Annotated in this window: 23 protein-coding genes; 11 read left to right on the forward strand and 12 right to left on the reverse strand. The window is 63.7% G+C overall.

All coding sequences use genetic code 11. The features are described 5' to 3' along the window. The first annotated feature begins 3 nt into the window (after positions 1 to 3). From ACTRWK_RS08685 to ACTRWK_RS08715, 7 genes are read left to right on the forward strand one after another with little or no spacing between them, the layout of a single operon-like run. Positions 4 to 2085: an alpha-galactosidase gene (locus tag ACTRWK_RS08685; RefSeq protein ID WP_289081970.1), complete on the forward strand. Its 2082-nt coding sequence runs from the start codon at positions 4 to 6 to the stop codon at positions 2083 to 2085. After that, on the forward strand, positions 2082 to 3791 hold the full coding sequence (locus ACTRWK_RS08690; protein WP_260005059.1) for an IlvD/Edd family dehydratase: 1710 nt from the start codon (positions 2082 to 2084) through the stop codon (positions 3789 to 3791). The genes ACTRWK_RS08685 and ACTRWK_RS08690 overlap by 4 nt, the downstream gene beginning before the upstream one ends. After that, positions 3791 to 4561, forward strand: a complete 771-nt coding sequence (locus tag ACTRWK_RS08695) for an SDR family NAD(P)-dependent oxidoreductase (protein WP_278375572.1) — start codon at positions 3791 to 3793, stop codon at positions 4559 to 4561. The genes ACTRWK_RS08690 and ACTRWK_RS08695 overlap by 1 nt, the downstream gene beginning before the upstream one ends. Before the next feature lie 11 nt (positions 4562 to 4572). Continuing rightward, on the forward strand, positions 4573 to 5487 hold the full coding sequence (locus tag ACTRWK_RS08700; RefSeq protein ID WP_289081969.1) for a 2-dehydro-3-deoxygalactonokinase: 915 nt from the start codon (positions 4573 to 4575) through the stop codon (positions 5485 to 5487). Next, on the forward strand, positions 5484 to 6092 hold the full coding sequence (locus ACTRWK_RS08705; protein WP_289081968.1) for a 2-dehydro-3-deoxy-6-phosphogalactonate aldolase: 609 nt from the start codon (positions 5484 to 5486) through the stop codon (positions 6090 to 6092). Before ACTRWK_RS08700 ends, ACTRWK_RS08705 begins: the two co-directional genes overlap by 4 nt. Then, positions 6089 to 6934: an SMP-30/gluconolactonase/LRE family protein gene (locus ACTRWK_RS08710; protein WP_037943681.1), complete on the forward strand. Its 846-nt coding sequence runs from the start codon at positions 6089 to 6091 to the stop codon at positions 6932 to 6934. The genes ACTRWK_RS08705 and ACTRWK_RS08710 overlap by 4 nt, the downstream gene beginning before the upstream one ends. Before the next feature lie 6 nt (positions 6935 to 6940). Next, positions 6941 to 8842, forward strand: a complete 1902-nt coding sequence (locus ACTRWK_RS08715) for a beta-galactosidase (protein ID WP_184582747.1) — start codon at positions 6941 to 6943, stop codon at positions 8840 to 8842. 64 nt (positions 8843 to 8906) lie between these two features. Here ACTRWK_RS08715 and ACTRWK_RS08720 read toward each other — a convergent pair whose 3' ends face one another. The 4 genes from ACTRWK_RS08720 to ACTRWK_RS08735 all read right to left on the reverse strand — a co-directional run bounded on the left by ACTRWK_RS08720 (position 8907) and on the right by ACTRWK_RS08735 (position 14714). Beyond that, a complete protein-coding gene (locus tag ACTRWK_RS08720; protein ID WP_064217347.1) occupies positions 8907 to 9683 on the reverse strand; it encodes a MetQ/NlpA family ABC transporter substrate-binding protein in 777 nt (258 codons plus the stop codon). 49 nt (positions 9684 to 9732) lie between these two features. After that, positions 9733 to 10407: a methionine ABC transporter permease gene (locus ACTRWK_RS08725; RefSeq protein ID WP_260005069.1), complete on the reverse strand. Its 675-nt coding sequence runs from the start codon at positions 10405 to 10407 to the stop codon at positions 9733 to 9735. After that, the gene (locus ACTRWK_RS08730) at positions 10397 to 11452 is read right to left on the reverse strand and encodes a methionine ABC transporter ATP-binding protein (RefSeq protein ID WP_289081967.1); all 1056 of its coding nucleotides are present in this window, start codon (positions 11450 to 11452) and stop codon (positions 10397 to 10399) included. Before ACTRWK_RS08730 ends, ACTRWK_RS08725 begins: the two co-directional genes overlap by 11 nt. A gap of 118 nt (positions 11453 to 11570) precedes the next feature. Then, a complete protein-coding gene (locus ACTRWK_RS08735) occupies positions 11571 to 14714 on the reverse strand; it encodes a 2Fe-2S iron-sulfur cluster-binding protein (RefSeq protein WP_462843884.1) in 3144 nt (1047 codons plus the stop codon). Positions 14715 to 14810: 96 nt separating this feature from the next. Here ACTRWK_RS08735 and ACTRWK_RS08740 point away from each other — a divergent pair, with 96 nt between their 5' ends. After that, entirely contained in the window at positions 14811 to 15284 is a 474-nt protein-coding gene (locus ACTRWK_RS08740; RefSeq protein ID WP_184582740.1) for a MarR family winged helix-turn-helix transcriptional regulator, read from the forward strand. 6 nt (positions 15285 to 15290) lie between these two features. Here the strand turns inward: ACTRWK_RS08740 and ACTRWK_RS08745 are convergent, their stop codons facing one another. Continuing rightward, complete coding sequence (locus ACTRWK_RS08745) at positions 15291 to 15749, reverse strand: Lrp/AsnC family transcriptional regulator (protein ID WP_037943687.1); 459 nt, start codon at positions 15747 to 15749, stop codon at positions 15291 to 15293. A gap of 114 nt (positions 15750 to 15863) precedes the next feature. Here ACTRWK_RS08745 and ACTRWK_RS08750 point away from each other — a divergent pair, with 114 nt between their 5' ends. Beyond that, entirely contained in the window at positions 15864 to 16784 is a 921-nt protein-coding gene (locus ACTRWK_RS08750; RefSeq protein ID WP_289081965.1) for a DMT family transporter, read from the forward strand. Between the two features lie 5 nt (positions 16785 to 16789). Continuing rightward, a complete protein-coding gene (locus ACTRWK_RS08755; RefSeq protein ID WP_289081964.1) occupies positions 16790 to 17968 on the forward strand; it encodes an amino acid aminotransferase in 1179 nt (392 codons plus the stop codon). Positions 17969 to 18003: 35 nt separating this feature from the next. On the opposite strand, the gene ACTRWK_RS08760 is transcribed toward ACTRWK_RS08755, so the two are convergent. The 4 genes from ACTRWK_RS08760 to ACTRWK_RS08775 all read right to left on the reverse strand — a co-directional run bounded on the left by ACTRWK_RS08760 (position 18004) and on the right by ACTRWK_RS08775 (position 23116). Then, the gene (locus ACTRWK_RS08760) at positions 18004 to 19086 is read right to left on the reverse strand and encodes an SMP-30/gluconolactonase/LRE family protein (protein ID WP_289081963.1); all 1083 of its coding nucleotides are present in this window, start codon (positions 19084 to 19086) and stop codon (positions 18004 to 18006) included. Between the two features lie 169 nt (positions 19087 to 19255). Continuing rightward, entirely contained in the window at positions 19256 to 20413 is a 1158-nt protein-coding gene (locus ACTRWK_RS08765; protein ID WP_289081962.1) for a saccharopine dehydrogenase family protein, read from the reverse strand. A 163-nt stretch (positions 20414 to 20576) separates the two neighbouring features. Continuing rightward, a complete protein-coding gene (locus ACTRWK_RS08770; RefSeq protein ID WP_037943691.1) occupies positions 20577 to 22004 on the reverse strand; it encodes an alanine/glycine:cation symporter family protein in 1428 nt (475 codons plus the stop codon). Positions 22005 to 22165: 161 nt separating this feature from the next. Then, positions 22166 to 23116: an asparaginase gene (locus ACTRWK_RS08775; protein WP_289081961.1), complete on the reverse strand. Its 951-nt coding sequence runs from the start codon at positions 23114 to 23116 to the stop codon at positions 22166 to 22168. Between the two features lie 205 nt (positions 23117 to 23321). Here ACTRWK_RS08775 and ACTRWK_RS08780 point away from each other — a divergent pair, with 205 nt between their 5' ends. Further along, positions 23322 to 24398, forward strand: coding sequence for an alpha/beta hydrolase (locus ACTRWK_RS08780; protein ID WP_289081960.1), 1077 nt, complete (start codon positions 23322 to 23324; stop codon positions 24396 to 24398). Here ACTRWK_RS08780 and ACTRWK_RS08785 read toward each other — a convergent pair. The 3 genes from ACTRWK_RS08785 to ACTRWK_RS08795 all read right to left on the reverse strand — a co-directional run bounded on the left by ACTRWK_RS08785 (position 24382) and on the right by ACTRWK_RS08795 (position 26360). After that, complete coding sequence (locus ACTRWK_RS08785; RefSeq protein WP_289081959.1) at positions 24382 to 24990, reverse strand: poly-gamma-glutamate hydrolase family protein; 609 nt, start codon at positions 24988 to 24990, stop codon at positions 24382 to 24384. The two genes, ACTRWK_RS08780 and ACTRWK_RS08785, sit on opposite strands and share 17 nt — an antisense overlap. 3 nt (positions 24991 to 24993) lie before the next feature. Continuing rightward, positions 24994 to 25944 carry a class II glutamine amidotransferase gene (locus ACTRWK_RS08790; RefSeq protein ID WP_289081958.1) on the reverse strand — a complete coding sequence of 317 codons (951 nt, stop codon included), beginning with the start codon at positions 25942 to 25944 and terminating at the stop codon, positions 24994 to 24996. 110 nt (positions 25945 to 26054) lie between these two features. Continuing rightward, positions 26055 to 26360 carry a DUF6525 family protein gene (locus tag ACTRWK_RS08795; protein WP_289081957.1) on the reverse strand — a complete coding sequence of 102 codons (306 nt, stop codon included), beginning with the start codon at positions 26358 to 26360 and terminating at the stop codon, positions 26055 to 26057. Positions 26361 to 26422 lie beyond the last annotated feature (62 nt).

Here is a 26422-nt window from a genome sequence, read left to right on the forward strand (position 1 = left end):
GTTATGACACAGACCTACCGCCTTGATGACGGGCACCAGACGCTTGTTCTGGCCTCTGCGCACGACCGCTTGCCGCAGGTGGTCTATTGGGGCAGCCCGCTGCCCGACGGCGAAAATCTGGAAGAGATCTGCGCCGCCCATGCCATCGACGTCACAGGCGGCATGCTGGACGAGACCCCTGATCTGTCGCTGTGCCCCGAAGCCGGGCGTAGCTTTCCGGGGCAGGCGGGGATCGCGGTTGCGCGCGCCGATGGCACGCCGCTGCGCCCTGTGTTTCACTTGCGCAACGTGGTGCAGGATGCAGGGCTGCGGTTTACCTGCGCGGCACCGGACGATGGGCTGACGCTGACCTTTGACTTTGCGGTTGATGCGGGAACCGGCGTGATCACCTGCCAGACGACACTGGAGGCCGCGCAGCCCGTGCGCCTGCACTGGCTTGCCGCGCCGGTGGTGCCCGCGCCGCAGCTGAGCACAGAGATGATCGACGTCTCGGGCCGATGGTGCGGTGAATTCCAGTTGAACCGCACCGCGTGGCGGGCAGGCATCCACGCGCGCGACAACCGCACGGGTCGCACGGGCCACGAACACTTCCCCGGATTGCTGATCCCGACCACGGGGACCACAAACACCCAAGGGACATGCTACGGGTTCCACTATGGCTGGTCGGGCGGTCATACGATGATCGCCGAAGAGCTTCCGGACGGGCGGCGGCAGGTTCAATGGGGCCATGCGACTGGCACCCAGGACGCCCCCGCGACACAGTTCCAGACGGCACCGCTTTACCTGACCTATTCTGACACCGGCCTGAACGGCTGTGCCGTCAGCTTTCAGCGTCATCTGCGCGACCGCATCGTGACATGGCCCAAGCCCGACACCCCGCGCCCCGTCCATTACAACTGTTGGGAAGCGGTGTATTTCGACCACGACTGGTCTGTCCTGACCGATATCGCCGACCGTGCTGCCGCTTTAGGGGCAGAGCGTTTCGTGCTGGATGACGGCTGGTTCGGACGGCGCGACGACGACACGAGCAGTCTGGGCGACTGGATCATCGATCCGCGCAAATACCCCAAGGGGCTGACCCCGCTGATCGACCATGTTCAGGGCTTGGGGATGCGTTTTGGTCTCTGGTTCGAGCCCGAGATGGTCTCGCGCGATAGCGACCTCTATCGCGCCCACCCCGAATGGATTCTGGGCCCGCAGGACCAGATAGAGGGGCGTCAGCAGCTGGTGCTGAACATGGCGCTGCCGCAGGTCCAAGACCTGCTTTGCGACCGTATCGCCACGGTGCTGCGCGACAACGCCATCGACTATATCAAATGGGACCATAATCGCGTGTTGCCCGCACCCGACGCGGCGCAGACAGGCGGCGTCTATGCGCTGCTGGACCGGTTGCGCGCCGATTTTCCGCTGGTCGAGATTGAAAGCTGCGCGTCAGGCGGAGGGCGGATCGATTTCGGGATCATGGCGCGGACTCAGCGGGTCTGGCTGTCGGATAGCAACGACGCGCTGGAACGGCTGCGCATCCAGCATGACGCCGCCTTGTTCCTGCCCGCTGCTGTGACCGGCAGCCATGTCGGCCCACGCCACTGCCACACCTCTGGGCGCGCGCTGGACATCAGTTTTCGCGCCTGGGTCGCCGCGCAGCGCCACATGGGGTTCGAGATGGACCCGCGCGAACTCGACGCCCGCGAAACCGATGTGCTGGAACAGGTCACGCAGTGGTGGAAGGACAATCGCGGATGGATGCGCACCGCGGATATCCTGCGGCTCGACAGCGCTGATCCAGCGGTGATCGCAGAGCAGCAACAGGCCGCCGATGGTGCGCGTTTCGTGGTGTTCGCAGGCAAGGCCGCGACCTCGGCCCAGATCTCACCGCGCCCGCTGCGGCTGACCGCACTTGACCCGCAGGCGCGCTACCGGATCACGCTGGCAAACCGCGACGATGCGGTCGCGCTGTCACGGGGCGATGCCGCGCTCAAGACCCGCGATCTGGTGCTGTCGGGCCAGTACCTCATGAACCATGGCGTGACCCTGCCATGGTCGTTCCCTGAACGCATGTGGGTCATTGAAGGAACACGGCTATGACAAAAGAGAAACGCAACCGCGCTTGGTACGGCAAGAATGATCGGGACGGGTTCATTCACCGCAGCTGGATGAAAAATCAGGGCTTTCCCGACCACGCGTTTGATGGCCGTCCCATTATCGGTATCTGCAATACATGGTCCGAACTGACCCCGTGCAACTCGGGCCTGCGCGATCTGGCCGAAGGGGTGAAGCGCGGCGTGTGGGAGGCAGGGGGCTTTCCGGTCGAATTTCCGGTGATGAGCCTTGGCGAGACCCAGATGAAGCCGACCGCCATGCTGTTTCGCAACCTGCTGGCGATGGACGTCGAAGAAAGCATCCGCGCCTATGGTATCGATGGGGTGGTTCTGCTGGGCGGCTGTGACAAGACCACGCCGGGTCAGCTGATGGGCGCGGCAAGCGTCGATCTGCCGACGATCGTTGTCAGCTCCGGCCCGATGCTGAACGGCAAGTGGAAGGGCAAGGACATCGGCTCTGGCACGGATGTGTGGAAGTTCTCGGAAGATGTGCGCGCGGGCGAGATGACCTTGCAGGATTTCATGGCCGCTGAATCCGGCATGAGCCGGTCCAAGGGCGTGTGTATGACTATGGGCACGGCCTCTACGATGGCAAGCGTGGTAGAGGCGATGGGGATGTCGCTGCCCACCAACGCCGCGTTGCCTGCCGTTGATGCGCGCCGCATGGCGCTGGCGCATCTGACCGGCAAGCGCATCGTCGAGATGGTCGAGGAAGATATCAAGCTGTCGCAGGTGGTTACCCGTGCCTCTATCGAGAACGCCATTCTGGCCAATGCCGCTGTCGGCGGATCGACCAATGCCGTGATCCATCTGCTGGCCATTGCGGGCCGCGTCGGCATCGATCTGACGCTTGATGATTTCGAGCTTGGGTCGGATATCCCGCTGCTGGTCAACTGCATGCCCTCGGGTAAATATCTGATGGAAGATTTCTGCTATGCGGGCGGGATGCCCGTGGTGCTGTCCCATCTGCGCGACAAGCTGCGGCCCGCGCAGACCGTCATGGGCGGGGATATCCTTGCCTATGCCGAAGGGGCCGAATGCTACAACGAGGATGTGATCCGCCCGCTGGATAATCCGCTGCGCCCTGCGGCCGGGTTGAAGGTGCTGCGCGGCAATATCGCGCCCAACGGGGCGATCGTGAAACCCTCGGCGGCGACGGACGCCTTGCTGGAACACGAGGGCGAGGCATATGTCTTCGAGAATATCGAGGATATGAAAGCCAATATCGACCGCGAGGATCTGCCGGTGACCGCGGATACGGTTCTTGTGCTCAAGGGCTGCGGCCCAAAAGGCTACCCCGGTATGCCCGAAGTCGGCAATATGCCGATCCCCGCGCGTCTGGTCAAAGAAGGCGTGCGCGACATGGTGCGTGTGTCCGACGCGCGTATGTCCGGCACCGCCTATGGCACCGTGATCCTGCACGTCAGCCCTGAATCCAACGCAGGCGGCAATCTGGGGCTGGTACAGACCGGCGACCGTATCCGGCTCTCGGTGGGGCAGGGCACATTGGACGTGCTTGTCTCTGACGAGGTGCTGGCAGAGCGCCGCGCTGCCTGGGTACCCGAACCACCCCGATACGACCGCGGCTATGCCAAGCTCTATACCGAAACGGTATTGCAAGCAGACAAAGGCGCGGACCTTGATTTTCTGGTGGGTAAAGACACCCGCCCCGTCACACGGGAGAGCCACTGATGACCCTGAACGCAACATTTCCCGATCTGCGCGACCGGTCGGTGTTCATCACCGGCGGCGGCGCGGGGATCGGTGCCTTTCTGACCGACGGCTTTCTGGCGCAGGGGGCCAAGGTCAGCTTTGTCCAACGCAGCGACGCCACCGCGTTTTGCAACGAGATGGAAGAAAAACACGGCCTGCGCCCCCATGCGCAGACCTGCGATATCTCGGATATTGCTGCACTTCGGTCCAGTCTGGCCGCGGCTGCCAAGGAACACGGCCCTGTCACGGTTCTGGTGAACAACGCCGCCAATGATGCCCGCCACACCGCCGAGGAAGTCACCGAAGACTTCTGGGACCAGTCGCAGGCGATCAACCTCAAGTCCTATTTCTTCGCCTGTCAGGCCGTGGTCGCAGGGATGCGCGCCGCGGGCGGCGGGGCCGTGGTGAACATGAGCTCGATCTCGTATATGATGGGGAATGCGGGCTATCCTGCCTATACGACCGCCAACGCCGGCATCAACGGTATGACCCGTTCGCTGGCGCGGGAATTCGGGCCGGACAAGATCCGCTTTAACGCGCTGGCACCGGGGTGGGTGCTGACGGAAAAGCAGATCGAACAATGGGTCACGCCCGAAGCACTGGCGGCGCATATTGACCGGCAATGCCTTAAGGATACGTTGAAGCCGCAAGACATCGTGGATGCGGTGCTGTTTTTATCCTCTGCCTCCAGCCGCATGATGACGGGGCAGTTGATGGCCGTCGATGGCGGCGTCGTGGTCACCGGATAGGAAGGGATACCGTGCAACACTACGCTGAATGGATCGCTGTCGATTGGGGCACGTCAAACCTGCGGGTCTGGATGATGGGGGCCGATGGCAAGCCTTTTGCCTCTGACAGGTCTGACAAGGGGATGGCGGGGCTGACGCAGGACGGGTTCGAACCTGCCTTGCTTTCGTTGATAGACCCCTACCTAAATCCGGACCATGTGACCCCAGTGATCTGCGCGGGTATGGTGGGCGCCCGCGAAGGCTGGCGCGAGGCCCCCTACGTCGCCACGCCCTGCGCGCCTCCGGATGCGCGGGCGGCGGTTGCTGTACAAGCCCATGACCCGCGGATCGCAGTGCACATCCTGCCCGGCGTGAAACAGATGGCTGCCCCTGACGTGATGCGCGGCGAGGAAACCCAGATCGCAGGGGTGCTGCACAGTCAGCCGGCGTTTGACGGCATCCTCTGTCTGCCCGGCACCCACACCAAATGGGTCCACATCAGCGCGGGCGAGATCGTGAGCTTCCAGACCTGCATGACCGGCGAGATCTTCGCGCTGCTGGCCAGCCAGTCGGTCCTGCGCCATTCGGTCACCACGGCAGAGTGGGACGAGGACAGCTTTATCGACGGCGTCACGCAGGCGATGGACAGCCCGCAAAGCTTTGCCTCCAGACTGTTCGGTTTACGTGCAGGGGGGCTGTTGCAGGGCACATCTGGAGGGGCGGCGCGGGCGCGTCTGTCAGGGCTGCTTGTGGGGCTAGAGCTGGCCGGCACGCGCCCCTATTGGCTGGGCCGCCATGTCGCCATTCTGGGCGCAGACAGCGTCGCCGCGCATTACCGGTGCGCATTGGCGGCACAGGGTGTGCAGGCCGAAACACTTGATAACGCGGGTCTGACGCTGGCGGGCCTGACCTCTGCCTATCGTTCATTGAAAGGGGCCCTTGTATGAGCCGCAATATCATCGCCATTCTGCGTGGCATCCAGCCGCATGAGGCCGCCGACATCTGCGCCGCCTTGATCGACGCAGGCATCACCCGCATCGAGGTGCCGCTGAATTCGCCAGAACCGCTGAAATCCATCGAAACGATGGCCCAAGCCTATGGGGCCGACGCGTTGATCGGCGCGGGCACGGTGTTGGACGTTGAAAACGTCGCGGCGGTGGCGGCTGTGGGGGGGCGGATGATTGTCTCTCCGAATGCGGACCCTTCTGTTATCACGGCAAGCAAGGGGGCGGGCATGATGTCCTATCCCGGTGTGATGACGCCCACGGAATGTTTTGCCGCGCTTAAGGCCGGGGCCGATGGGCTCAAGCTGTTTCCGTCTTTCCTGCTGGGGGTCGAAGGGCTCAAGGCGATCAGGGCGGTGCTTCCGGCGCAGACCGAAACCTATGCGGTTGGCGGCGTCGGCCCGTCGAATTTTGCGGAATGGCTTGCGGCAGGGGTGACGGGCTTTGGCCTTGGGTCCAGCCTGTATAAACCGGGGCAAAGCGCGGCTGATGTGGCGCAAAGCGCGCGCGCGGCGGTAAGCGCCTATGACAAGGCGACCCTCTCTTGAACGCCACACTCTTTGATGCGCGGGCGTGCGCGTTGGGCGAAGGGCCGCTGTGGCACCCCGAACGTGGCCAGCTGTTTTGGTTCGACATCCTCGGGCATACCCTGATGTCGCGGCAGGGTGACAAAACGCTCTCGTGGCGGTTTGACGAATGCGTCTCTGCCGCGGGGTGGATCGATAGGGATACCCTGCTTGTCGCGTCCGAAACCGCGCTGTGGCGGTTCGACCTAAACGGAGCGGAGCGTTCCCTCGTCGTGCCACTTGAGGCGGATCAGCCCCTGACCCGGTCAAACGACGGGCGCGCCGATCCGTGGGGTGGTTTCTGGATCGGGACAATGGGCTTCAACGCAGAGCGGGGGGCGGGGGCGATCTACCGCTACTACAAGGGCGCGCTGCGACAGCTTTTCGCGGAGATTACCATTTCGAACGCGATCTGCTTTTCGCCCGATCGACGATTTGCCTATTACACTGACACGCCCACGCGCCAGATCATGCGCGTGCCCCTTGATGCGACAGAGGGCTGGCCCTCGGCCCCGCCAGAGGTGTTTGTCGATCTCAAGAAAGACAAGCGTAACCCCGACGGCGCGGTTGTCGACAGCGGCGGCTGCCTGTGGAACGCGCAATGGGGGGCCGGGCAGGTCGCCCGTTACAGCCCCGATGGCACCTTGTTGCAGACCCTTGATATTCCCGCAGCGCAGGCCACCTGTCCGGCCTTTGGCGATGCGGATCTGCGGACGCTCTTTGTCACCTCTGCCGCGCAGGGCCGCGACGGGGCGGAGGATGGCCAGACCTTCCAGCTTGCATCGGACGTGCGAGGCCAGTTGGAACACCGGATAATTTTGTGAGGCGTGATGAAACGAACCCTAGGGACTTGCTACTACCCTGAACAATGGCCCGAAGAGATGTGGGAAACCGACGCCCGCCGCATGGTAGACGCCGGCCTGACATGGGTGCGCATCGGCGAGTTTTCATGGAGCAAACTAGAACCGCAACCCGGCCAGTATGACTGGGCGTGGCTGGACCGCGCGATCGAGGTTTTAGGGGCTGCTGGTCTGCGGGTTGTGCTGGGCACCCCCACCGCCACCCCGCCACGCTGGATGCTGAAACGCCACCCCGACATGCTTGCCGTGGATATTGAAGGGCGTCCGCGCAAGTTCGGGTCGCGCAGGCACTACTGTTTCAGCCACGAAGGCTATCAGAAGGAATGCGTCACGATTGCCACGTTGATGGCGAAACGCTATGGCGCGAACCCCCATGTGGCCGCGTGGCAAATCGACAATGAATACGGCTGCCATGACACGGTGATCTCGTATAGTGACGCGGCAGCCCATGCCTTTCGCGGCTGGCTGGCACAACGCTACGGCACCCCCGCCGCGCTGAACGCCGCGTGGGGGAATACGTTCTGGTCGATGGACTACGACAGTTTTGACGACATCGACCCGCCCAATCTGACCGTGACCGAAGCCAACCCTGCGCATCGTCTGGCGTTTCGGCGGTTCAGCTCGGATCAGGTGGTGGCATTCAACCGGCTTCAGCTTGACGTGATCCGCCAGCACAGCGCCGCCCCCGTGAGCCATAACTACATGGGCCGGATCACCGACTTTGACCATTTCGCGGTGGGTGAAAATCTTGATATCGCCACATGGGACAGCTACCCGCTGGGCTTTCTCGAGGATCGGGTGGGCGCGGATGCGGCGCAGCAGCACCGCTATGCGCGGCAGGGTGACCCTGACTTTCAGGCGTTCCACCACGATCTTTACCGCGCCGTGGGCAAGGGGCGCTGGTGGGTGATGGAACAGCAGCCGGGGCCGGTCAACTGGGCCCCGCACAACCCCGTGCCACTGGCCGGTATGGTGCGTCTGTGGACATGGGAGGCCTTCGCCCACGGGGCCGAAGCGGTGTGCTATTTCCGCTGGCGACAGGCCCCTTTCGCCCAAGAGCAACTGCACGCCGGCTTGCTGCGCCCCGACAGTGCCGACGCCTTCGCGATGGCGGAGGTCCGGCAGGTTGGCGCAGAGATGGCCAAGGCTCCGGATGTGCAGCCCGCGCAGGCACCGGTCGCGCTGCTGTTCGACTATGACGCGGATTTCGCATGGGCGACCCAGCCCCATGGTGCGGATCTAAGCTATTTCGGGTTGGTCTTTCACACCTACAAGGCGCTGCGGCGTCAGGGGCTGTCGGTTGATATCCTGCCCGCCACCTGCCGCGATTTTGGCGGCTACGGGCTGGTGATGGCACCGGGGGTGATGCACATGCCGGACGCTCTGAAACGGGCGCTGGCGCGCAGCGCGGCGACGGTCGTCTATGGCCCCCGCAGCGGCGCGCGCACGTCCGAGATGGCGATCCCCGTGCCGCTGCCCCCCGCAATCGACGGGTTGGACGTGACGGTCACGCAGGTCGAAAGTCTGCGGCATGACATCTCTGTACCGCTGGAGGGCGGTGGGAAAGTGATCCGCTACCGTGATGTGCTGGACGGCACGGCAGAGGTGATCTTGCAGACCACTGACGCAGAGCCGGTTGCCATGCGCGACGGGCAGCAGATCTATCTGGGGGGCTGGCTGGATGAGGACACGCTCGACCAATTCGTCAGCGGTCTGTGCGGCGAGGCAGGGATCGACGTGCTGCCGATGCCCGAAGGGGTACGTACCCGCACGACGGGGGGCGAACGGTTCTGGTTCAATTATTCAGATGCAGAGGTTGCCTGTCACGGTGTCGAACTGCCCGCCGCGGGCGTTCTGCGTGTGCCGGTCTGACCACAGGGGCGCGGCCCAAGAGACCGGATACCGCCGCGTCATTGGCGGTATCCGGTGCGTCACTTTACCAAGATGTGATGACGGTCCCGTGGTAGCTTTCGTCGATGAAGGCTTTGATCTCGTCCGAGTGATACGCCTCTAGCAGGGTCTTGACCCAAGGCGCGTCTTCCTTGCCCTCTTGTACAACGATCACGTTCACATAGGGGTTGTCGGCGCTTTCCATCGCGATGGAATCTTCCTTGGGGCTAAGACCCGAGGCGATGGCGTAGTTGGTGTTGATCAGCGCCGCATCCAGATCGGCCAGCGAACGGGGCAGCTGCGCCGCGTCAAGTTCTTTGAACGACAGGTCTTTGGGGTTCTCGGTGATGTCCAGAACGGTGGGCACCAGACCCGCAGCGGGGTCGACCTTGATCATGCCAAGCTGTTGCAGCACCAGCAACGCGCGCCCGCCGTTGGTGGGGTCGTTCGGGATGCCAAAGGTCGCGCCTTCTTCAAGCGCGGCGATATCGGTGATCTTGTCCGAATAGATGCCCATCGGCGTGGTGATCGTGTTGCCGACAACCGCCAGCGCAAAGCCGCGGTCTTTCATCTGTGCCTCAAGGTAAGGCACGTGCTGGAAGGAGTTCGCCTCGATGTCGCCATCGGCCAGCGCCTGGTTCGGCACCACATAGTCAGAGAATTCGACAACGTCGATCTCAAGGCCCATCGGTTCGGCCACACGGGCGACCTCTTCCATGATCTCGGCGTGCTCGCCGGGGGAAACGCCGACTTTGATCTGCTCGGCCATCAGCGATGTCGCCATAAGCGCGAGGGTAGAGGTCAGGGTCGCAATGCGTAGCATGTATATGCTCCTTTAACTGGGAAACGAAATTGGGAGGAGGAGACGGGCGCTATTGCCCGCCGCTTTTGGTGGCGCGTTTGTCGACAGCGGCTGCGATGCGTTCGCCGATCGATTGCACAAGCTGCACCAAGACGATGAGGATGATCACGACAACCGCCATAACGTCGGGCATAAACCGTTGATACCCATAGCGAATGCCCAGATCGCCCAGACCTTCGCCGCCCACGGCACCGACCATGGCGGAATAGCCGATCAGGCTCACGATGGCGAGGGTGAGGCCAAGCGTGATGCCGGGCAGCGCTTCGGGCAGCAGCACCTTGCGGATGATCTGCAACGGGGTCGCCCCCATGGCGCGCGCCGCCTCGATCAGGCCGGAGTCAACCTCGCGGATCGCGTTTTCCACCAGACGCGCGATGAAGGGCACGGTGGCAATCGTCAATGGCACAATCGCGGCTGTCGTGCCGATCGACGTGCCCGCAACCATCCGCGTGAAGGGGATGATCGCGACCACCAGAATGATGAACGGCACCGACCGCGTGGCATTGACCACCAGCCCTAGCACCTTGTTGATCCACGGGGCCGACAGCAGCTCGCCGCGCTGCGAGGTCGCCAGAAACAACCCCAAGGGCAGGCCAAGCAGCGTCCCTAGAAGCGCCGAGATGGCGACCATATAAAGCGTCTGGCCCGTGGCCTCGATCAGTAGGTTGATAAGGTTAGCCGACATAGCCAAGCACCTCCGTCATAAGCCCGTGGCTTTCCAAAAATGAACGCGCCTCTGCGGCCTTGGCCACAGGCAGCGATACCAGCAGGTTGCCGAAGGGGCGGGTGCCGATTTCCTCGACCGCACCGGCAAGGATATTGACCGGAATGCCCATGTCCTGCGTCAGCCGCGCCAGCATCGGGTCGGTGGCGTGCTGGCCCGCAAAGGTCACGCGGATCACCTCTTCGCCGCCCTGCGCGGGGGCGTTTGGGACCAGACGATCCTTGACGAAAGCGGGCAGGGTGACGCCGGTCACCCCCGACAGGAAAGACCGCGTGGTCGCATGCTGAGGCGCGGTGAAGATATCGTAGGTCTCGCCATGTTCGACAATGCGGCCCCCGTCGATCACGGCGACGTGGCTCGCGATGTCACGGACCACGGCCATCTCGTGGGTGATCAGCAGAATGGTCAGCCCCAGCTCGCGGTTGATGTCCTTGAGCAGCGACAGCACCGTTTGCGTCGTTTCAGGGTCCAGCGCGGATGTCGCCTCGTCCGACAGCAGCACTTTGGGGCCGGTGGCCAGTGCCCGCGCGATGCCGACGCGTTGCTTTTGCCCGCCCGACAGCTCTGCCGGATAGCGTGTGGCGTGCGCGCTTAGGCCGACCCGTTCGATCAGGTCGGCCACGCGGGGTTTGATTTGCGAGGACGGCACACCTGCGATTTCCAGCGGTAGGGCGATGTTGCCCGCCACGCTGCGCGAGGCCAGCAGGTTAAAGTGCTGAAAGATCATCCCCACATCGCGACGGATCGCACGCAGCTTGGACCCTTTTGCAGCCCCCACATTCTGCCCGCCCACCAGAACCGAGCCCGTCGTAGGCCGCTCGATCCCGTTGACCATGCGCAGCAGCGTCGATTTGCCAGCCCCCGACCGTCCGATGATGCCGGTGATTGATCCCGGCTCCATCGCCAAAGAGACGCCTTCAAGCGCCGTGACAGTCGTGCCGCCGGATTTGGAATAGGCTTTGCCCACGTTCTCAAACGTGATCGAAGCGCCGTTGGGTTCTGTCATGATCGGTCCAGCCTGCGGTCGGTTGCGGTGGCGCCCGTAGACAGAAAGGCAGGGGGTATTGCAAGCGCAGTTTTCGCATACCCGCCCTGACTTTACCGATGTGCTGAACGCTAGGTTTTCACAGGTCCAGCACCAGATGCCCCTCCGCTGCCGCCGCGCGCGACTGGCAGGTGATCAACGTGGTTTCACGCTGCGCCTGTGACAGCACATAATCGCGGTGATCGGCGTCACCCTCGACCAGCCCGCAAGCGCAAACCCCGCAGATCCCGTCGGCGCATTTCACATCCACGGGCACGCCTGCCTCTGTCAGCATATCCGACAGGCTGCGGTCGGCGGGGACGTGGATGTCTTTGCCGGTCTTGGCCAGATGGACCGTAAAACTGTGGTTCTCGCGCGGGGGGGCTTCGGGGACGGCGAAGTATTCGATGTGACACTGATCCTCGGCAAAGCCCGCGCGCGCGGCGGCGGTCATTGCGGCCTCCATATAGGCAGGGGTGCCGCAGGCGTAGGCGTGACTGCCCGCAGGATGGCCCGACAGGATCGTGTCAAACTCTGCCCGACTGCCCTGATCGCTGACGTGTAGCACGGCATGGGCGGCCCAGGGGGCGGCAGCGATCTCTGCCGCAAAGGCCAGATCAGCGGCGGTGCGGGCAGAATAATGCAGCGCGAAGTCGCGGCCCAAATGGTGCAGGCGGTGCGCCATAGCAATCATCGGGGTGATACCGATGCCACCGCCCATCAACACGCTGAAGGGGGCGTCTTCGGTCAGGGGGAAATGGTTGATCGGACGCGCCGCGAAAATCTTGCGCCCCTGCGTGAAGATACGGTGCATCAGAGCGCTGCCGCCGCGGCCCTGATCCTCGCGCTGGACGGCAATGACATAGCGCGACCGGTCCGAGGGATCGCCGCACATGGAATATTGGCGCAGGTACTCGGGCGCGATCACCACATCCAGATGCGCCCCTGCCTGCCACAGGGGCAGATCGGCCCCGTCGGGATCGCGCAGTTCATATCGCGTGATGCCGTCGCTTAACACATCCGCGCGGGTGACGGTCAGCGGCAATACCGGACTATCCGCCAAGGGCTTGAGCGCAGGGACCAGCCCTTGCGTGTCTCCGCTTGCGACCCGCGCGCGGTGTGTGGCGGCGGGGATCATCGCGCCATAGGCGCGGATGCCGGCCTCGCGGTCCATCGGGTCGGGGTAGGGGTAGGGATGCGGGGCAAGCGGCGCAGGGTAGACGGCCAGCGTCTGGTCCGTCGCGCGCAGCTTCAGGTCTTTTTGCAGACCGCGGGTGTTCACCGGCTTGTCCGTGGGGCGGTAGCCGCCGTCATCCTGCACCTCCAGATCCCACCACCATTTCTTGACGGGGTTGATGTCGCCACGGTCCAGCAGATCGTCGAGCTTGGCCAGCGCTGGCGCGGTGGCGGGCAGCTTCATCGCGGTCCAGCGCCACACGCTGTCGGCCAAGATCCCCTCAAGGTTCCAGGGGCAGGTCTTCATGCAGCGCCCGCACATGGCACCGCCCTCGGTCGTGATCCGGTAGGTGGCGCATTTCTGGCTGTCGGATTTCCAGATTTCGTAGCCGTTGAACATCAGCTTCGGCCCCGCCGTGATCGCCCCCGAGGGACATTCCCGCGCGCATTTCTGGCAGCTTTCGCAGAATTTCTGCAGGCCGAAGTCGATCGGCTTGTCATGGGTCATCGGCAGGGTGGTCGTCACCGCGCCCGATTTCAGACGCGGGCCAAGATAGGGGTTCAGGATCACTTCGCCGATGCGGCTGACCTCGCCCAATCCCGACAGCAGCAGCAGCGGGGGTTGCAGCACATCGCCATCCATCACCGTATGCGCCTTGGCCGGATATCCCAGATCGCGGATCAACCGCGCCAGCACGCCGCCCACAAGGCTGAACCGCAGATAGGCGCGCATGGATTGCGCCACGCTGATCCAGTCATCGCCCGAAGCCCCCTCCATCGTGTCGAAACCCTGATCAATAACGAGGCTGATCGCCTGATCATGGGGCGGGTCGATCGCGGTGCCGGTGGCGTCATGGCTGTACCATGCCCAATCGGGGCATCGGCTGACGCCCACGGCATCGGCCCCCAGGAAATAGGCAACCGCCTTGACCATCTCTGCCGCCTGTTGCGGGGCGATGGCGGTTTGCGTCTCGGCAGCTTGCCCGTCTTGCAGCAGGCCAAAGGCCCCAAGCGCGCGCCGCTGCGCCATAGAGGTTGGCGTCTTGCGGATGTAGCGCCCGCCGGTGGCCCCGTCTTGCAGCTTTTTGCCCATGTCCCCGAACAGCGCACGGCTGAACATATCGGTGCGCTTGGGCAGACGTGGGATGCGCGGTTCGTCCATATAGGTCGTGGGGCTGTCTACGCGTTTAAGCTTTTCAAAAGGCTGCGCGCCATCGACAAAGCGTCGGGTTGCATAGGCGGGCGGCGTGCGGGGCAGGGCAGCGGCGGCCAGAGGGCGATCACAGGCCAGATCCATCGCCATGGTGACGGCGGCCAGCGAAAAGCGCGTGCCGACAAAAGGAGCGGTCAGCTGACCGTCTTGGGGCAGCGCCAGACCCGCCGCTACCGCCAGCTGGTTCAGGTCCACATCGCTTGCCGTCATCGTATGCCCGCGTGCCGGACGCCCCAGCAGGCGGATGTAATTCGACAATACCGCCGCCGATTCCGCGGCCAGTAGGGACGACCGGTGATCCTCCATTCCTGCGATCCATGTCGCACCGGGTTCATCCTGCTCGACCGTGCGGGGATGCGCGAAAAGCAGCACCAGCGCATGGGTATGGCCTGCGATATCCGTCTCGGGTGCGGTGACGGAGTCGCGCAGGTCGGCCATGATCGCATCCACACCAGAGGCGAGCGTTTTGACCTGACGCGTCTGCAAATCCTGCGCCAGCCGCGCGACATCCGCATTGCGCAGGGGCTGTGCCAGATGGTGGTCGGGGGCAAGTTTGCAAATCCCCACCATCGTCGCATCGTTGAAATGGGCAAACGCCTTGAGATGCTGCGCCCGCTCGGTCAGATCGGCGGGAATTTCGGCCAAGGCCTTGTTCACCAGACCCTCGCGGATCGCATCCAGCATGGCGCGGTGATCCCGCGTCGCTTGTGCAAGCGGACGCGCGTTCTCCGTCACTCCCAAGGGGGTGAAGGCCGGCACCGGCCCCGAAGCACCCTCCGCCCGCCGCAGCTTTTCAGTCGGGTAGGCACCCATATGGATGGGGCGGTTTTTGCGGGAACGCAGCCGTGGGGTCATGGGTATTGCCTCTTAATTCGGCGTTATAGTTGTCCTAGATCAACTATTTTGCAAGCAAACAGTAGCGGTGCGGCAAAAATGAAGTATTCATGCCTTATGACCGGACCCGAGAACACCTCTGCCCCTGCCTCCTATCGTCTGCACGACAGGCTGGGCTTTCGCGTGTCGCGGCTGGCCGCGGTTATGCGTGCCAGTCTGGATGCAGAGCTTTCGCAGCTTGGGCTGACACGGTTGGAATGGTGCGTTTTGGCCAGTATCGCGCTGGAAGGCATCACCGCGCCCTCCGGTATCGCCGAGAATATCGGCATCACCCGCCCCACGGCGTCGCGGACGTTCAAGCAGATGCGCGACAAAGGCTGGCTGGTGCAGAACCTGACAGAAGGCGACGGGCGCGCCCGTGCGATCACGCTGACCGAGGCGGGGCAAGACCTGCTGGCGCGTGCGCGGGTGCTGGTCGACGCGCATCAGGCGCGGTTTCTGGACAAGCTCGCCCCCCAAGCGGCGGCGCATTTCCTATCCGCGCTGGATACGCTGCTTGAAGGGGTTCACGACCGGTTCGACGATCCGTAGGGTGTTTCAGGTCACCACGGGAAAGACGTTCGACTGCTTCAGCACGCCATAGGCAAAGCTGGAATCAATCGACGCGATGCCGGGGATGTTGTGCAGCTTGTGGCGCACGAATTCCTCGTAGCTTTTCAGATCCTCGACCAGCACGCGCAGCAGATAATCCTCGCTGCCGGTGATAACATAGCAATCGAGGATCTGTTCGGTCTCGTGCACCTTCTTCTCGAACAGTTTTACCACGTCGCCCGTGTGGCTGCTTAGCCGGATGCGCACCAGCGCGGTCACGGGCAGCCCGTACGCGCGCTCATCCACAATCGCGGTATAGCCCTTGATCACGCCCTTTTCCTCAAGCGCGCGGGTGCGCCGCAAACAGGGTGAGGGCGACAGATTCACCTGAGCTGCCAGATCCTGATTGGTCAGACGCCCGTTACGCTGCAGCGCTTTGATGATCTCGCGATCTTTACTGTCCATCTTGGCCCTCTAAGGGCAGGATATGCCCCAAATTCATAATATCGCGCAATCATTAGCAAGCATCTGCCCGTGGATACAGCGTAAAACAGCGCAAATACAACGCGCAGGACGAATATGCTCAGTTCCCCCTCACTGCCCGCCGCACATGGACTTGGTCCGCGGCAGATCCCCCTTCGACCCTTGGTTGGCTATCTCGCGATTGCGGTGACCGTGCTGGTCTGGGCGGGGTTCGCGCTGTCCACCCGTGCCGCCAGCGGGGCGCAGCTGACGTTTGGCGATGTGGCGCTGATCCGGTCGGGTATTCCGGCGCTGTTCTTTTTGCCCTTCCTGCCAAAACGTATCGCTGTGTTAAGGCGGTTGCCCGCGCGGCGCTGGTTGATGATCGCGGCGGGGGCGGGGCTGCCGTTCTTTTGGCTCGCGGCTATGGGCGGGGCGCAGACCTCGGCCACGCATGTGGGGGCGTTGATTGCCGGGACGACACCGGTGTCGGTGGCGGTTCTGACGTGGGTGATCTACCGCCAGCGCCCCGCGGTGTTGCTGCCGCTGGGGATCATCCTTGTGGGGGTGGCGGCGCTGATCGGGGCCTCGGGCAATCTTGCGGCAGGCAGTTTGACCGGCGTGGCGCTGCTGCTGTCGGCCAGTCTGCTCTGGGGGTGCTATACGCTAGGGCTGCGGGGCAGCGGGTTGGACCCGATCGGCTGCGCGCTGGTGCTGGCACTGCCATCCACGCTGGTGCTGCTGCCGCTGCTCGCCACGGGGGTGTTGCCCAGCAATCTGACGCAGGTGCGACTGGCCGAGGCGATGCCGTTCATCCTTGCCCAAGGGGTCGGCGTCGGCCTTGTCTCGAGCCTGACCTATGCCATCGCCATCGCCCGCCTTGGGGTCGCGAAATGTGCCGCGATCGGGTCGCTCGCCCCTGCGATTGCGGCGGTGCTTGCCGTGCCGCTGCTGCACGAGGCCCTGACGCTTGGCACGATTTTGGCCGTTCTCATCATTTGCGCCGGCGTCATGCTGGCCAACCGCCCCAAGGAGTAACCCCGATGCTCGACGCGCTTGCCGCCCTTCCCGAAGACCCGATCTGGGGTCTGACCTCTGCCTTTCGCGCCGATCCGCGCAGCCACAAGATCGACATGGTCATCGGCGTCTACCGCGATGACAACGGGGCCACGCCGAATATGAAGGCGGTGCGCATGGCCGAGCGCGCCTTGGCGCAGGACAGTGCGCCGAAAACCTACCGCGCTTTGGCGGGCAATGCGGTGTTCAACGCGGGCATGGCGCGGCTGGTCTTGGGCGATGCGCCCGCGCGGATCGCGCGCAGCCATGTGATCCAGACGGTCGGCGGGACAGGTGCCTTGCGCGTCCTGGGGGATATGCTGGCCAGCCTGCGCCCCGACACCACGGTCTGGAGCACGGACCCCGGCTATGTGAACCATCGTCCGATATTCGAGGGGGCCGGGCTGACGCTGCAGCTATATCGCTGGCAGGCCAAGGGCGACGCGCTGGATCTTGACCGCGTGCTCGCGGATCTGGCGGCGGCGAAGCCGGGGGATGTGGTGCTGCTGCACGGCTGCTGCCACAACCCCACGGGCATCGATCCCGATGCGAATATGTGGCATGCGCTGGCCCGATTTTGCGCGGCGCGGGGGCTGATCCCGTTGATCGACATTGCCTATCAGGGCTTTGGCCGCGGGCTCGACGAAGATGCGGCGGGGCTACGGGTGATGGTCGACGCGGTGCCCGTGGCGATGGTTGCGGCAAGCGGGTCCAAGAACATGGGGCTATATTGCGAACGTATCGGGGCGGCGATGGTGCTGGGGCCGGATGCGGCGTCCATCGCCCATGTGGGCCGCCACCTAGAGACATTGACCCGCGCGAATTATTCGATGCCCCCCGAACATGGTGCCGCTGTCGCCTGCCACGTCTTTGACACCCGCACCATCTGGGAGGAAGAGCTCAACAGCATGCGCGCCCGTGTCCAATCGCTGCGGCAGCAGTTGGCCGATGCGCTGGCCGCGATAGGTGCGCCCCCCGCATTTCAAGCGCTGCGGCACCATCAGGGGATGTTTTCCCTGCTGCCCCTCGCGCCCGACCAGATGGAGAGCCTGCGCCATGACCACGCGATCTATGGCACGGCCACCGGACGGATCAATATCGCCGGTCTGCGCAGCACGCAGATCGAACAGGTCGCGGCGGCGCTTCGGGATGTGTCACAGGCGTGACACTGGCCCGCCCCTTGGGCCAGCGTCAGTAGGTCTTAGCGCGGAGCGGCGTCGAGCATCCCCAGACGCGGCTCTGTCAGCGAGGTCACGGCAATGCGCCCGTCGGGCAGGGTCACGGCACCCGTGGTCAACGCATAGTCACCTGCCGGATCCTGAAGCGTTTCCAGCACCTTGCCCGAGGCATCCATTCGCAGGACAAAGCCATAGCGCAGCGGCGCGGGTTTCATCGCGTCGGGCAGGCGCATGATCACGCGGCGCAGGAAGGGGCTGTTTGCCAGTTGATCCATGACGGGGTTGCGCGGGCTGACCAGACCGACCCAGAATGTGCCATCGGGGGCGTTGTTGATATTGTCTGGAAACCCCGGCAGGTTCTCTAGCACCACCGTGCCTGCGCTGCCGTCCATGGGGAAGCGCCAGACGCGGTAGTTGCCGGTTTCGACCACAAATACCGCGCTGTTCGCGTCATCCACCGCCACCCCGTTGGCAAAGTTCAGACCATCGGCAAAGACAGTCGTTTCGCCGGATGCGGGGTCGTATTTCAGAATGCGGCCGTTCGACGAATGCTCCACCAGATCCAACACCGACGCCGCCAGCGTGCCGCCGTTATCCTGCGCACCAAAGCGGGTCGAGGCATCCGAGAAATAGACGCTCCCATCGGCGGCGATATCCACATCATCGGCGTAAAGGATCGGGCTGCCGTCCGTGGTCGTCTCGGCCAGCAGGGTCACCTTGCCGCCGCGGTCCACCGACAGCAGGCCACGATAGGCGTCGGCGACGTAAAGCGTGCCGCTGTCGTCAAATTCGATCCCAAGGGGGCGGCCCTCGGTCTGCGCAAAAACGGTGATGGCCCCGTTCTCTTCGATCCGCAGGATTTCACCATCGTGGGTGGCGACATGTACCAGCCCGTCCGGGCCTATATCGGCATCCTCCGGCCCGCTGCGGCCCTCAAGCTCGACGATCTTCAATGCGGTCAAACGGTCGTTGGCCGCGAAATCACCGGTGTAGCCCTGATCCGGCGGGGCCTCCCACGCGACGGGGGCGACGGATACGGGCCAGAACGCGAGGTAGGCAAGCAAGGCCAGCAGGGCGATGCCCAGTAGTGTAAATAGTTTTTTCATCGGTGATCTCCTCCCCAGAGTTCGCGCCGAAGTGGTGGCGCACAGCGTAGGGTTGCCGATCCCTCGGACAGGCGCAAGAGGCAGGATCGCGGGATTTCTGTCAGCCGCTGTGGCCCGTGCGCGGTCGTGTGCCCCCCTCGCAATAGCGGTCATCGCGAGGGGGTTTTGCTTAGCTCTCTACCTCGAACGTCAGCCCCGCATTGGCTGTGAGCCGGTCAATGATCGCACCACCAAAGGCAGGGGCCGCCGTCAGCACGCCGCCGGGGGTGTCGGCGGCTTCCTCGATCAGACACAGCGCCGCTTCGGTCAGCATTTTGGAGGTGGAGCCATAGCCCGGATCGCGGTCGCCCTTGACGCCAACGGTCAGCCGCTCTCCGTCAGCGGAGGTGCCGGTGAACATCAGGTCATAGCTGCCGTTGTCGCGTTCTTCTTTCGACGGGCCTTCGCCGGGTTTGATATCATCGTCGCCCATAGGGTTGGATTTGGCGATGCTCTTGGCGATCGCCTCGCCTTTTTCGCCCTTGCCGGTGAACATCATCTCTTCATAGGTGAAATCCGTACCGTAGGGGTGGCCCATCAGCATATTGGAACGATGCACGTTCTTGGTATTGATCGACGCCATCACGAAGGGGGCGACCCAGATGCCGAAATCGGGGTCTTCGTAGGGCTTGTTGCCGTAAGGCTGTGTCGGCCCCTCAAACCCCGGTGTCAGCGCGAAGGACGAGACCAGACGCTTCATCACATCGGGATCCCCCATGGCCAGCTTCATCGTCTCTTTGCCCGACGCCGCCGTCCCGCCCGAGAACGTACCCTTCATCCCGCGCACGCGTCCTTTGACGTCTTTCAGCGGCGCGCCAAAGCGTTTTTGTGCCTCTTGCTGCAGGAAATAGACGCCCATATCGAAGGGGATGCTGTCAAAGCCGCAGGAGTGTACGATCCGGGCCCCGCTGGCCTTGGCGGCGTCGTTGTACTTTTCGATCATGTCCCACATGAAGGGCGGCTCGCCCGAAAGGTCGACGTAATCGGTGCCCGCCTTGACACAGGCCGCGACCAGCGGCTCGCCATACAGCAGATAGGGGCCGACCGTGGTGATGATCACCCGCGCCCGCGCGACCATCGCGTCAAGCGAGGCAGGGTCAGAGGCATCGGCCTCGATCAGGGGGGTATCGGCGGGCAGGCCCATCTCGTCGCGCACCTGCGCCAGCTTGGACGCGCTGCGCCCTGCCATCGCCCAAGGACGGTCCGGATAGGTCGCGTGGATGTATTCCGCGACCAGCCGCCCCGTAAACCCTGTCGCGCCGTAGATGATGATATCGAATTCAGCCATGTGCCGTTCCTCCCCGATTGGTTGCATGTCTTTGCGCCGACTATGGGACAGCGCAGGCGGTATTGACCATTGCCGAGTTTCAGAACGCTGCGTCGGGGGGCAAAAGAAACGGGCCGCAGCAGATGCTACGGCCCGTCTCGAATTCAGGTAGGATGCGTCCGGATCACTCTGCCGGGAGCTTCCATGCGTCGCGGTCGATATCCAGATCGGCATAATCGTCCGGGTTCAGCACGGGGCGTTCGACGCCTGCCTTTAGCTGACGACGGAAGTCGCGCAGCAGGCGCATGGCCACGGGGAAGAGCATCATGATCGCCAGCAAGTTGACCAACGCCAGAATACCCATCATCGGATCCGAGAAGAAGAACACCGCAGTCGCCGCCGGTGCTGTCGCACCCAGGAAGACAATCGCGATGATCGCGATCCGCAGACCCAGAATGCCCAAGGGGCTCTTGGTCAGTACCGTCATCGCGTTTTCACCCAGATAGTAGTTGTAGATGATCGACGAGAACGAGAACAGCAGGATCGCGCCGCTCAGGAAATACTGCACCCATGTGCCCAGATGCGACACCATGCTTTGCTGTGTCAGCGCCACGCCGTCGATGCCTTCGGCACCGGGGACATAGACATCGCCCAGCAGGATCACGAAAGCCGTGCACGAGCAGATGATGATCGTGTCGATAAAGACCGAAAACGACTGCGTGATGCCTTGGCTGATGGGGTGACGTACCTCGGCGGTGGCCGCGACGTTCGGGGCAGAGCCCAGACCCGCCTCGTTCGAGAACAGACCGCGCCGCAGGCCCTGCGCAACCGCAGCACCCATACCGCCACCAACGGCTTCTTGTAGGCCGAAGGCATTGGTCACGATGTCATAGATCACGCCGGGCAGGCTGGTGATGTTGAGCAGGATCACGATCAGCGCCATTGCCAGATAGCCGATGGCCATGATCGGCACGACAACGTCCGACACTTTGGCAATACGGTGGATGCCGCCAAAGATGATAAAGCCCGAGATGGCCGCCAGCGCGATCCCGGTCCACAGACGGTCAATGCCAAAGCTGTCCTGCATCGAACCTGCAACCGTGTTGCCTTGGAACGCGTTGAAGCCCAGACCGAAGGCCGCAATCAGGCAGATCGCATAGATCACTGCCAGCCAGCGGTATTCCTTGCCCAACCCGTGGATGATGGCCGCTGCCGGACCGCCGCGGTAGCTGTGCTCTCCGACTTTGCGCTTGAACAGCTGTGCCAGCGAACATTCGACAAGGCTGGTGGCCATACCGACCAACGCGATGGCCCACATCCAGAAGACCGCACCCGGGCCGCCAAGGGTGATCGCAACCGCGACGCCCGCGATGTTGCCGCCGCCGACACGTCCACCGACCGACACCAGCAAGGCTTCGCGCGCTGAAATCTGGTTGGAATCATCCGCGTTGTTCTTGTTCGACAGCACGCGGAACATGCGGCCAAAGTATTCGATCTGCACAAAACCGGTCGCAATGGTGATGAAGATACCGAAAATGACGAGGATCGGGATCAGCGACCATCCCCAGGTGAAGTCTCCGATCCAGCCGAAGAGCGTTTGTAGAAATTCCATATACATGTCCCTTTGTTTTGCCGCGTTTTACGGTGTTCTTGGCCAAAGCGTAAAGCCGAATGACGCAGCGCGAAGCACGCAGCCCCGGTGCGACGTCTAGTGCGTTGATCCTTATACAGGTTATTTCGCAATTCAACTCTAGCGGGTTGGCTCTTCGCGCGTTAATCGGCCATTTCTCCGCATTGATCCGCAGCCAGATAGGCGTGTTGCGCGTCAAACTGCGCAAAGCAGCTTAGCGCGAGGTGGATTTTGACGAAGGCCGCCTCGGCTGTCATCTGGCCGCCGTCGACCACCCCGCTATCGCGCAGCGCCTTGCCCGCGGCATAGGTGCCGATCTGCATGCCGCCCTCGGCGCATTGGCTGACGGCCACGACAGGCACGCCCTTGCCTTGCGCTTTGCGCAAGGCGGCTCGCAGGGCGGGGCTGTCGGGAACCGTGCCCGCGCCAAAGCAGCGCAGAACGATCCCGTCGCAGGTGATCGCCGCATGATCCAGCGGGGCGGCGCTGAAACCGGGGGTGACGGTCAGAAGGGCAACCTCGTGGGGGCGCAGGGGGCTGAGCTGCGGGTCGGGTGCGGTGACACGCGGTTCCCTGTCGGTTGGCACGGCGGTAAAGGCGTCCAGCGCCTGCGAATGGGCTTTGCGCACCCGCCCGCCATGCAGCCGTTTGCCTCCGAATTGCACCCAGACCCCCGCCGATGCGGTACGCGCTGCGGCAAGCGCATCGATCAGATTGGCCGTGCCGTCCGTGTCAGCCACAGTCAGCGGTCGCATCGCGCCGGTCACGATCACAGGCTGCGCCAGACCGGGCAGCGCAAGGCACAGGGCGGCGGCGGTATAGGCCAGCGTATCCGTCCCGTGGGTCACGACGAAGCCGTCAAAGCGGCCCCGATGCTGATGGATGGTCTGCGCGATGCGCGCCCAATCCTGCGCCGTGGCGAGCGCGGAATCGATCAGCGGATCAAGGCGCAGCACGTCGACCTCTCCGGTGATCTTGCCGCTGGCCACCAGCGCTGCGACCGCATCTTCGACCACCCCGTCACGAGGGGCAAAACCGTCAGGGGTCTGGGCCATGCCGATCGTGCCGCCCGTGTGGATCAAGAGTGTCGCCATGCTGCGCCCTTTGTGTTGATTGCCGCCCAATATGCCCCGTCCGGAGCCCTGCAAAAACTGCCGCAGGCGGACCAGAAGCGCCCGTCGCTGTCAAGCCTGCTTGCCGTCAGCGCATGGGGCTAAAGCCGCCATGACGTGACATCCGGCTTGACGGGCAGGGTGCGGCGGCGCGTATATACGCCCGACACGACCGGAAGGCCCCCTGATGCGCACACCGACCCGCCGCCATTTTATTGCCCTTGCCAGTGCGGGTGCCGTCGCCGGATGCGGCGGGCAGGGCGGGTTCTCTGTCGTTGATCCGGACCACGCCAGCGCAGGTGTCGGGGCGGATGTGGGCGCGGGCGTGCAACAGCTGCTCGTTGCGACCACACGCACCGCCGATCCCGCGCCGATCGCCTATGGGGCGGGGCGGGCGAAAACGCTGGATTTCGCGCGGCTTGCCATCTCGATCCCGCCGAACCACGCGGTCGGGCAGATCGAACGCAGCCGCGGATCGCGGGCCGACCCCGCACGCCATTTCGCCCTCACCGGGGCAGAGACCTTGCCGGATCTGGAGGCGCTGGTCTTTGCCGCCCGCGCCGCGTCGACACCGGGGCAAGAGGCGGTGGTCTTTGTGCATGGCTATAACAACGGCTTTGCCAAAGCCGCATACCGTCATGCGCAGGTGGCCTGGGACTATGAACTCAAGGGGCCGCAGATCCACTTTTCGTGGTCGTCAGCGGCGAACCCCTTCGAATATACCTATGACCGCGACAGCGTGCTGATCGCCCGCGATGCGCTGGCGACTTTGCTGCGGCGCCTGCTGCGCGAGGACGGGCTGCGCGTGTCGCTGGTGGGGCATTCGATGGGCGGGCTGCTGATTATGGAGACGTTGCGCCAGATCGCGCTGAGCGGGGACCGCGCCCTGCTGGATCGTTTGTCTGCGACGACGCTGATCTCGCCCGATATCGATATGGACCTGTTCCGCGCGCAGGCCCATGCGCTTGGCCATTTGCCGCAGCCCTTTACCGTGGCGATCGCGCAGAACGACCGGCTGCTGCGCCTGTCGTCGGGCTTGTCAGGGGGGGCTGCGCGTCTGGGATCGGTAGAGGATCTGGACCAGCTTGAAGGGCTTGGCGTCTTCGTGGTGGATATGACGGGCATCGCCGACACGGGCAGCAATCACTTCCTGCCGGGCACCTCGGCCTCTGCCATAGCGCTGATAAAGGGATTGCGAGACGCCGATGCGCTGGCCCCGCAATCCCTGTCGGTCGGACCGGTAAGCATCAAGCTGGGCGGGTAGCCCCGTCGCCGTCCAGGCCCGCCGCTGAAATTGCCGCCCGAAGCGCTGTGCTAAAGCGCGCCATCATCGCGCCATCCTCTGCCAAGTTGCGGCGCAGGGATCGGGGCAGCTCCAACTGCACGCCCGCGCCGCTGCGGGTGCGGTTGCAGATGTTGCTGGGATGCACGCCGGGCAGGGCCGTATTTAGCGCGGCCCCGAACCCCGCCGCGCGCAATGCGTCGCCCACAGCATCCCGCAGGGTTTCGTCACGCCCGCCCAGCCAGACCGTGTCGGAGCCATCATCCTTGCGCCCGTGAGTGGCAATCGACGTGTCCGCCCCAGCCACCAGTGCCAGCGCCCGAGGTTCATCAAACCGATGCGAGGTGATGTGGTAATCGCCATGCGCCCCGGCGCGCAGCGCCTCGAACAAGTAGAACGACAGATTATCCCCGGCGACAGCCCGTGCGATGCTTGCTGTTTCCGGTTCGATCGTCCCCCCGTGGGGCGCAAGGATCACGACGCGCGTGAGACGATCCTGCACGGTGATACGGTAGTCCCGGTCCTGCTCATGCGCCGCGGCGAGCGTGGCGAAATCGGGGTAGCGGTCGGCCATAGTCTATACGTCCAGCTTGGTGATCGTCTTGCTGATCTTGCCGCCGTCGCGACGCAGACTCACCATTTCTCCGAAGCGGATGTGCAGCCAGTCTGACCCATCCTCGGTCAGCGGTTCCGACGCGAAAATAGCCGAGGTCGCTTCGCCCTCGGGGCTGGCATCGACCTTGTAGCTGTCGGCGTAGTCCTCGAAATTCTTGCCCATCAACAGGTACATCGGTTCCAGCAGCATCGACAGGGCGTAGTCATCGGTGTCGGGGCCGGCTTTGCGCAGCTCTTTCCAGTCGCCTTCGGGCGCGGTTTCGCCTTTGTGGCCGGCCCCATAGTTCACGCCGATGATCTGGTCGGTGGATACCAGCGCGATCTTCAACTTGGTCAGGGCGACCAGATCCAGTTTGCGCATCGCCTGCAATACGGCATCAAGCAGCTTCTCGAACGCCGTCTGCACGGCGTCATCGCTATCGCCCTCCAGCAGGGACAGCAGCAGCACGTAGAAGAATTCCGTGTCCGTCGTGCCTTTCATCTGCCGCAGGAAATCGTCTTTGCACAGGGGCAGCAATTCGCGCTGCAGCAGCCGCCAATGGGGTAGGGCTCCGTTCTGCGCGATGATCCACGGGGTGCCCTTGAACGAGAACGGGTGGCAGTTCTCGTCCGCCAGCACATTGCGTGCATCATAGGCCGCAGCGCGGACATGGGCGAGCATGGTGCTGGTCTGCAAGCTGGGGATGATGCCGGGGGCGTTGTCATCGTGGAACGCGGCCATGGGGCGGTGATACAGCAGCGGTTCCTCGGGCTTCAGCAGATGCGCGCTCCATAATCCGAAGCCCCAACCGGCGAGCTGCAGGTTCGGGTGCAGCTCGGGGTCAAGGCTTTGGTTGATCAGACTGTTTTCCGGCTTGATCAGCAGGCTTTCAAGCGGGATTTCGGGCCCGATATAGGCGAGAACGCGGCACATAGCTTTCCTATCACATCAAGGGTCGATCTAGGGCACCACCGAGCGGCGGCATCCCGTAACATTCTGTCAGCTCAGGTAGGGCGGCGCGGGCCAAAGGCCAGTTCAGCGGATCAGAGGGGGCGAACACCTGCGCATTTGGCAGGGGCGTCCGGCATATGCAGACGGTCGCGGGTCAGCGTGTTGCGCTCACAGCGCGATAGGTGCTGTTTTGCGGCATCCGTATCGCCACTGAACCGCTGCAAGGCGCGCTGCCACGCCCGCAGCGCAGAGCGTGCGGACCAAGGCAATGCCGCTTGGGCCAGCCAGCCGCGCAGTTCCGGCGGCAAGCGGTCATAGGCGGCCATCGGGTCTTGTGTGCGACGGCGTGCGGCAAGGCTGCTGCGGCAGTTGGGCTGGCGAAGGGTGGTTTTCGTCATGGTACTTTTGTCGCTGGAAGCAAGGGGTGCGCCGCCACCGTCAAGGCAGGCAGCGGCGCAGG

The organism is Sulfitobacter sp. G5_S2_6_S6, from assembly GCF_054968505.1.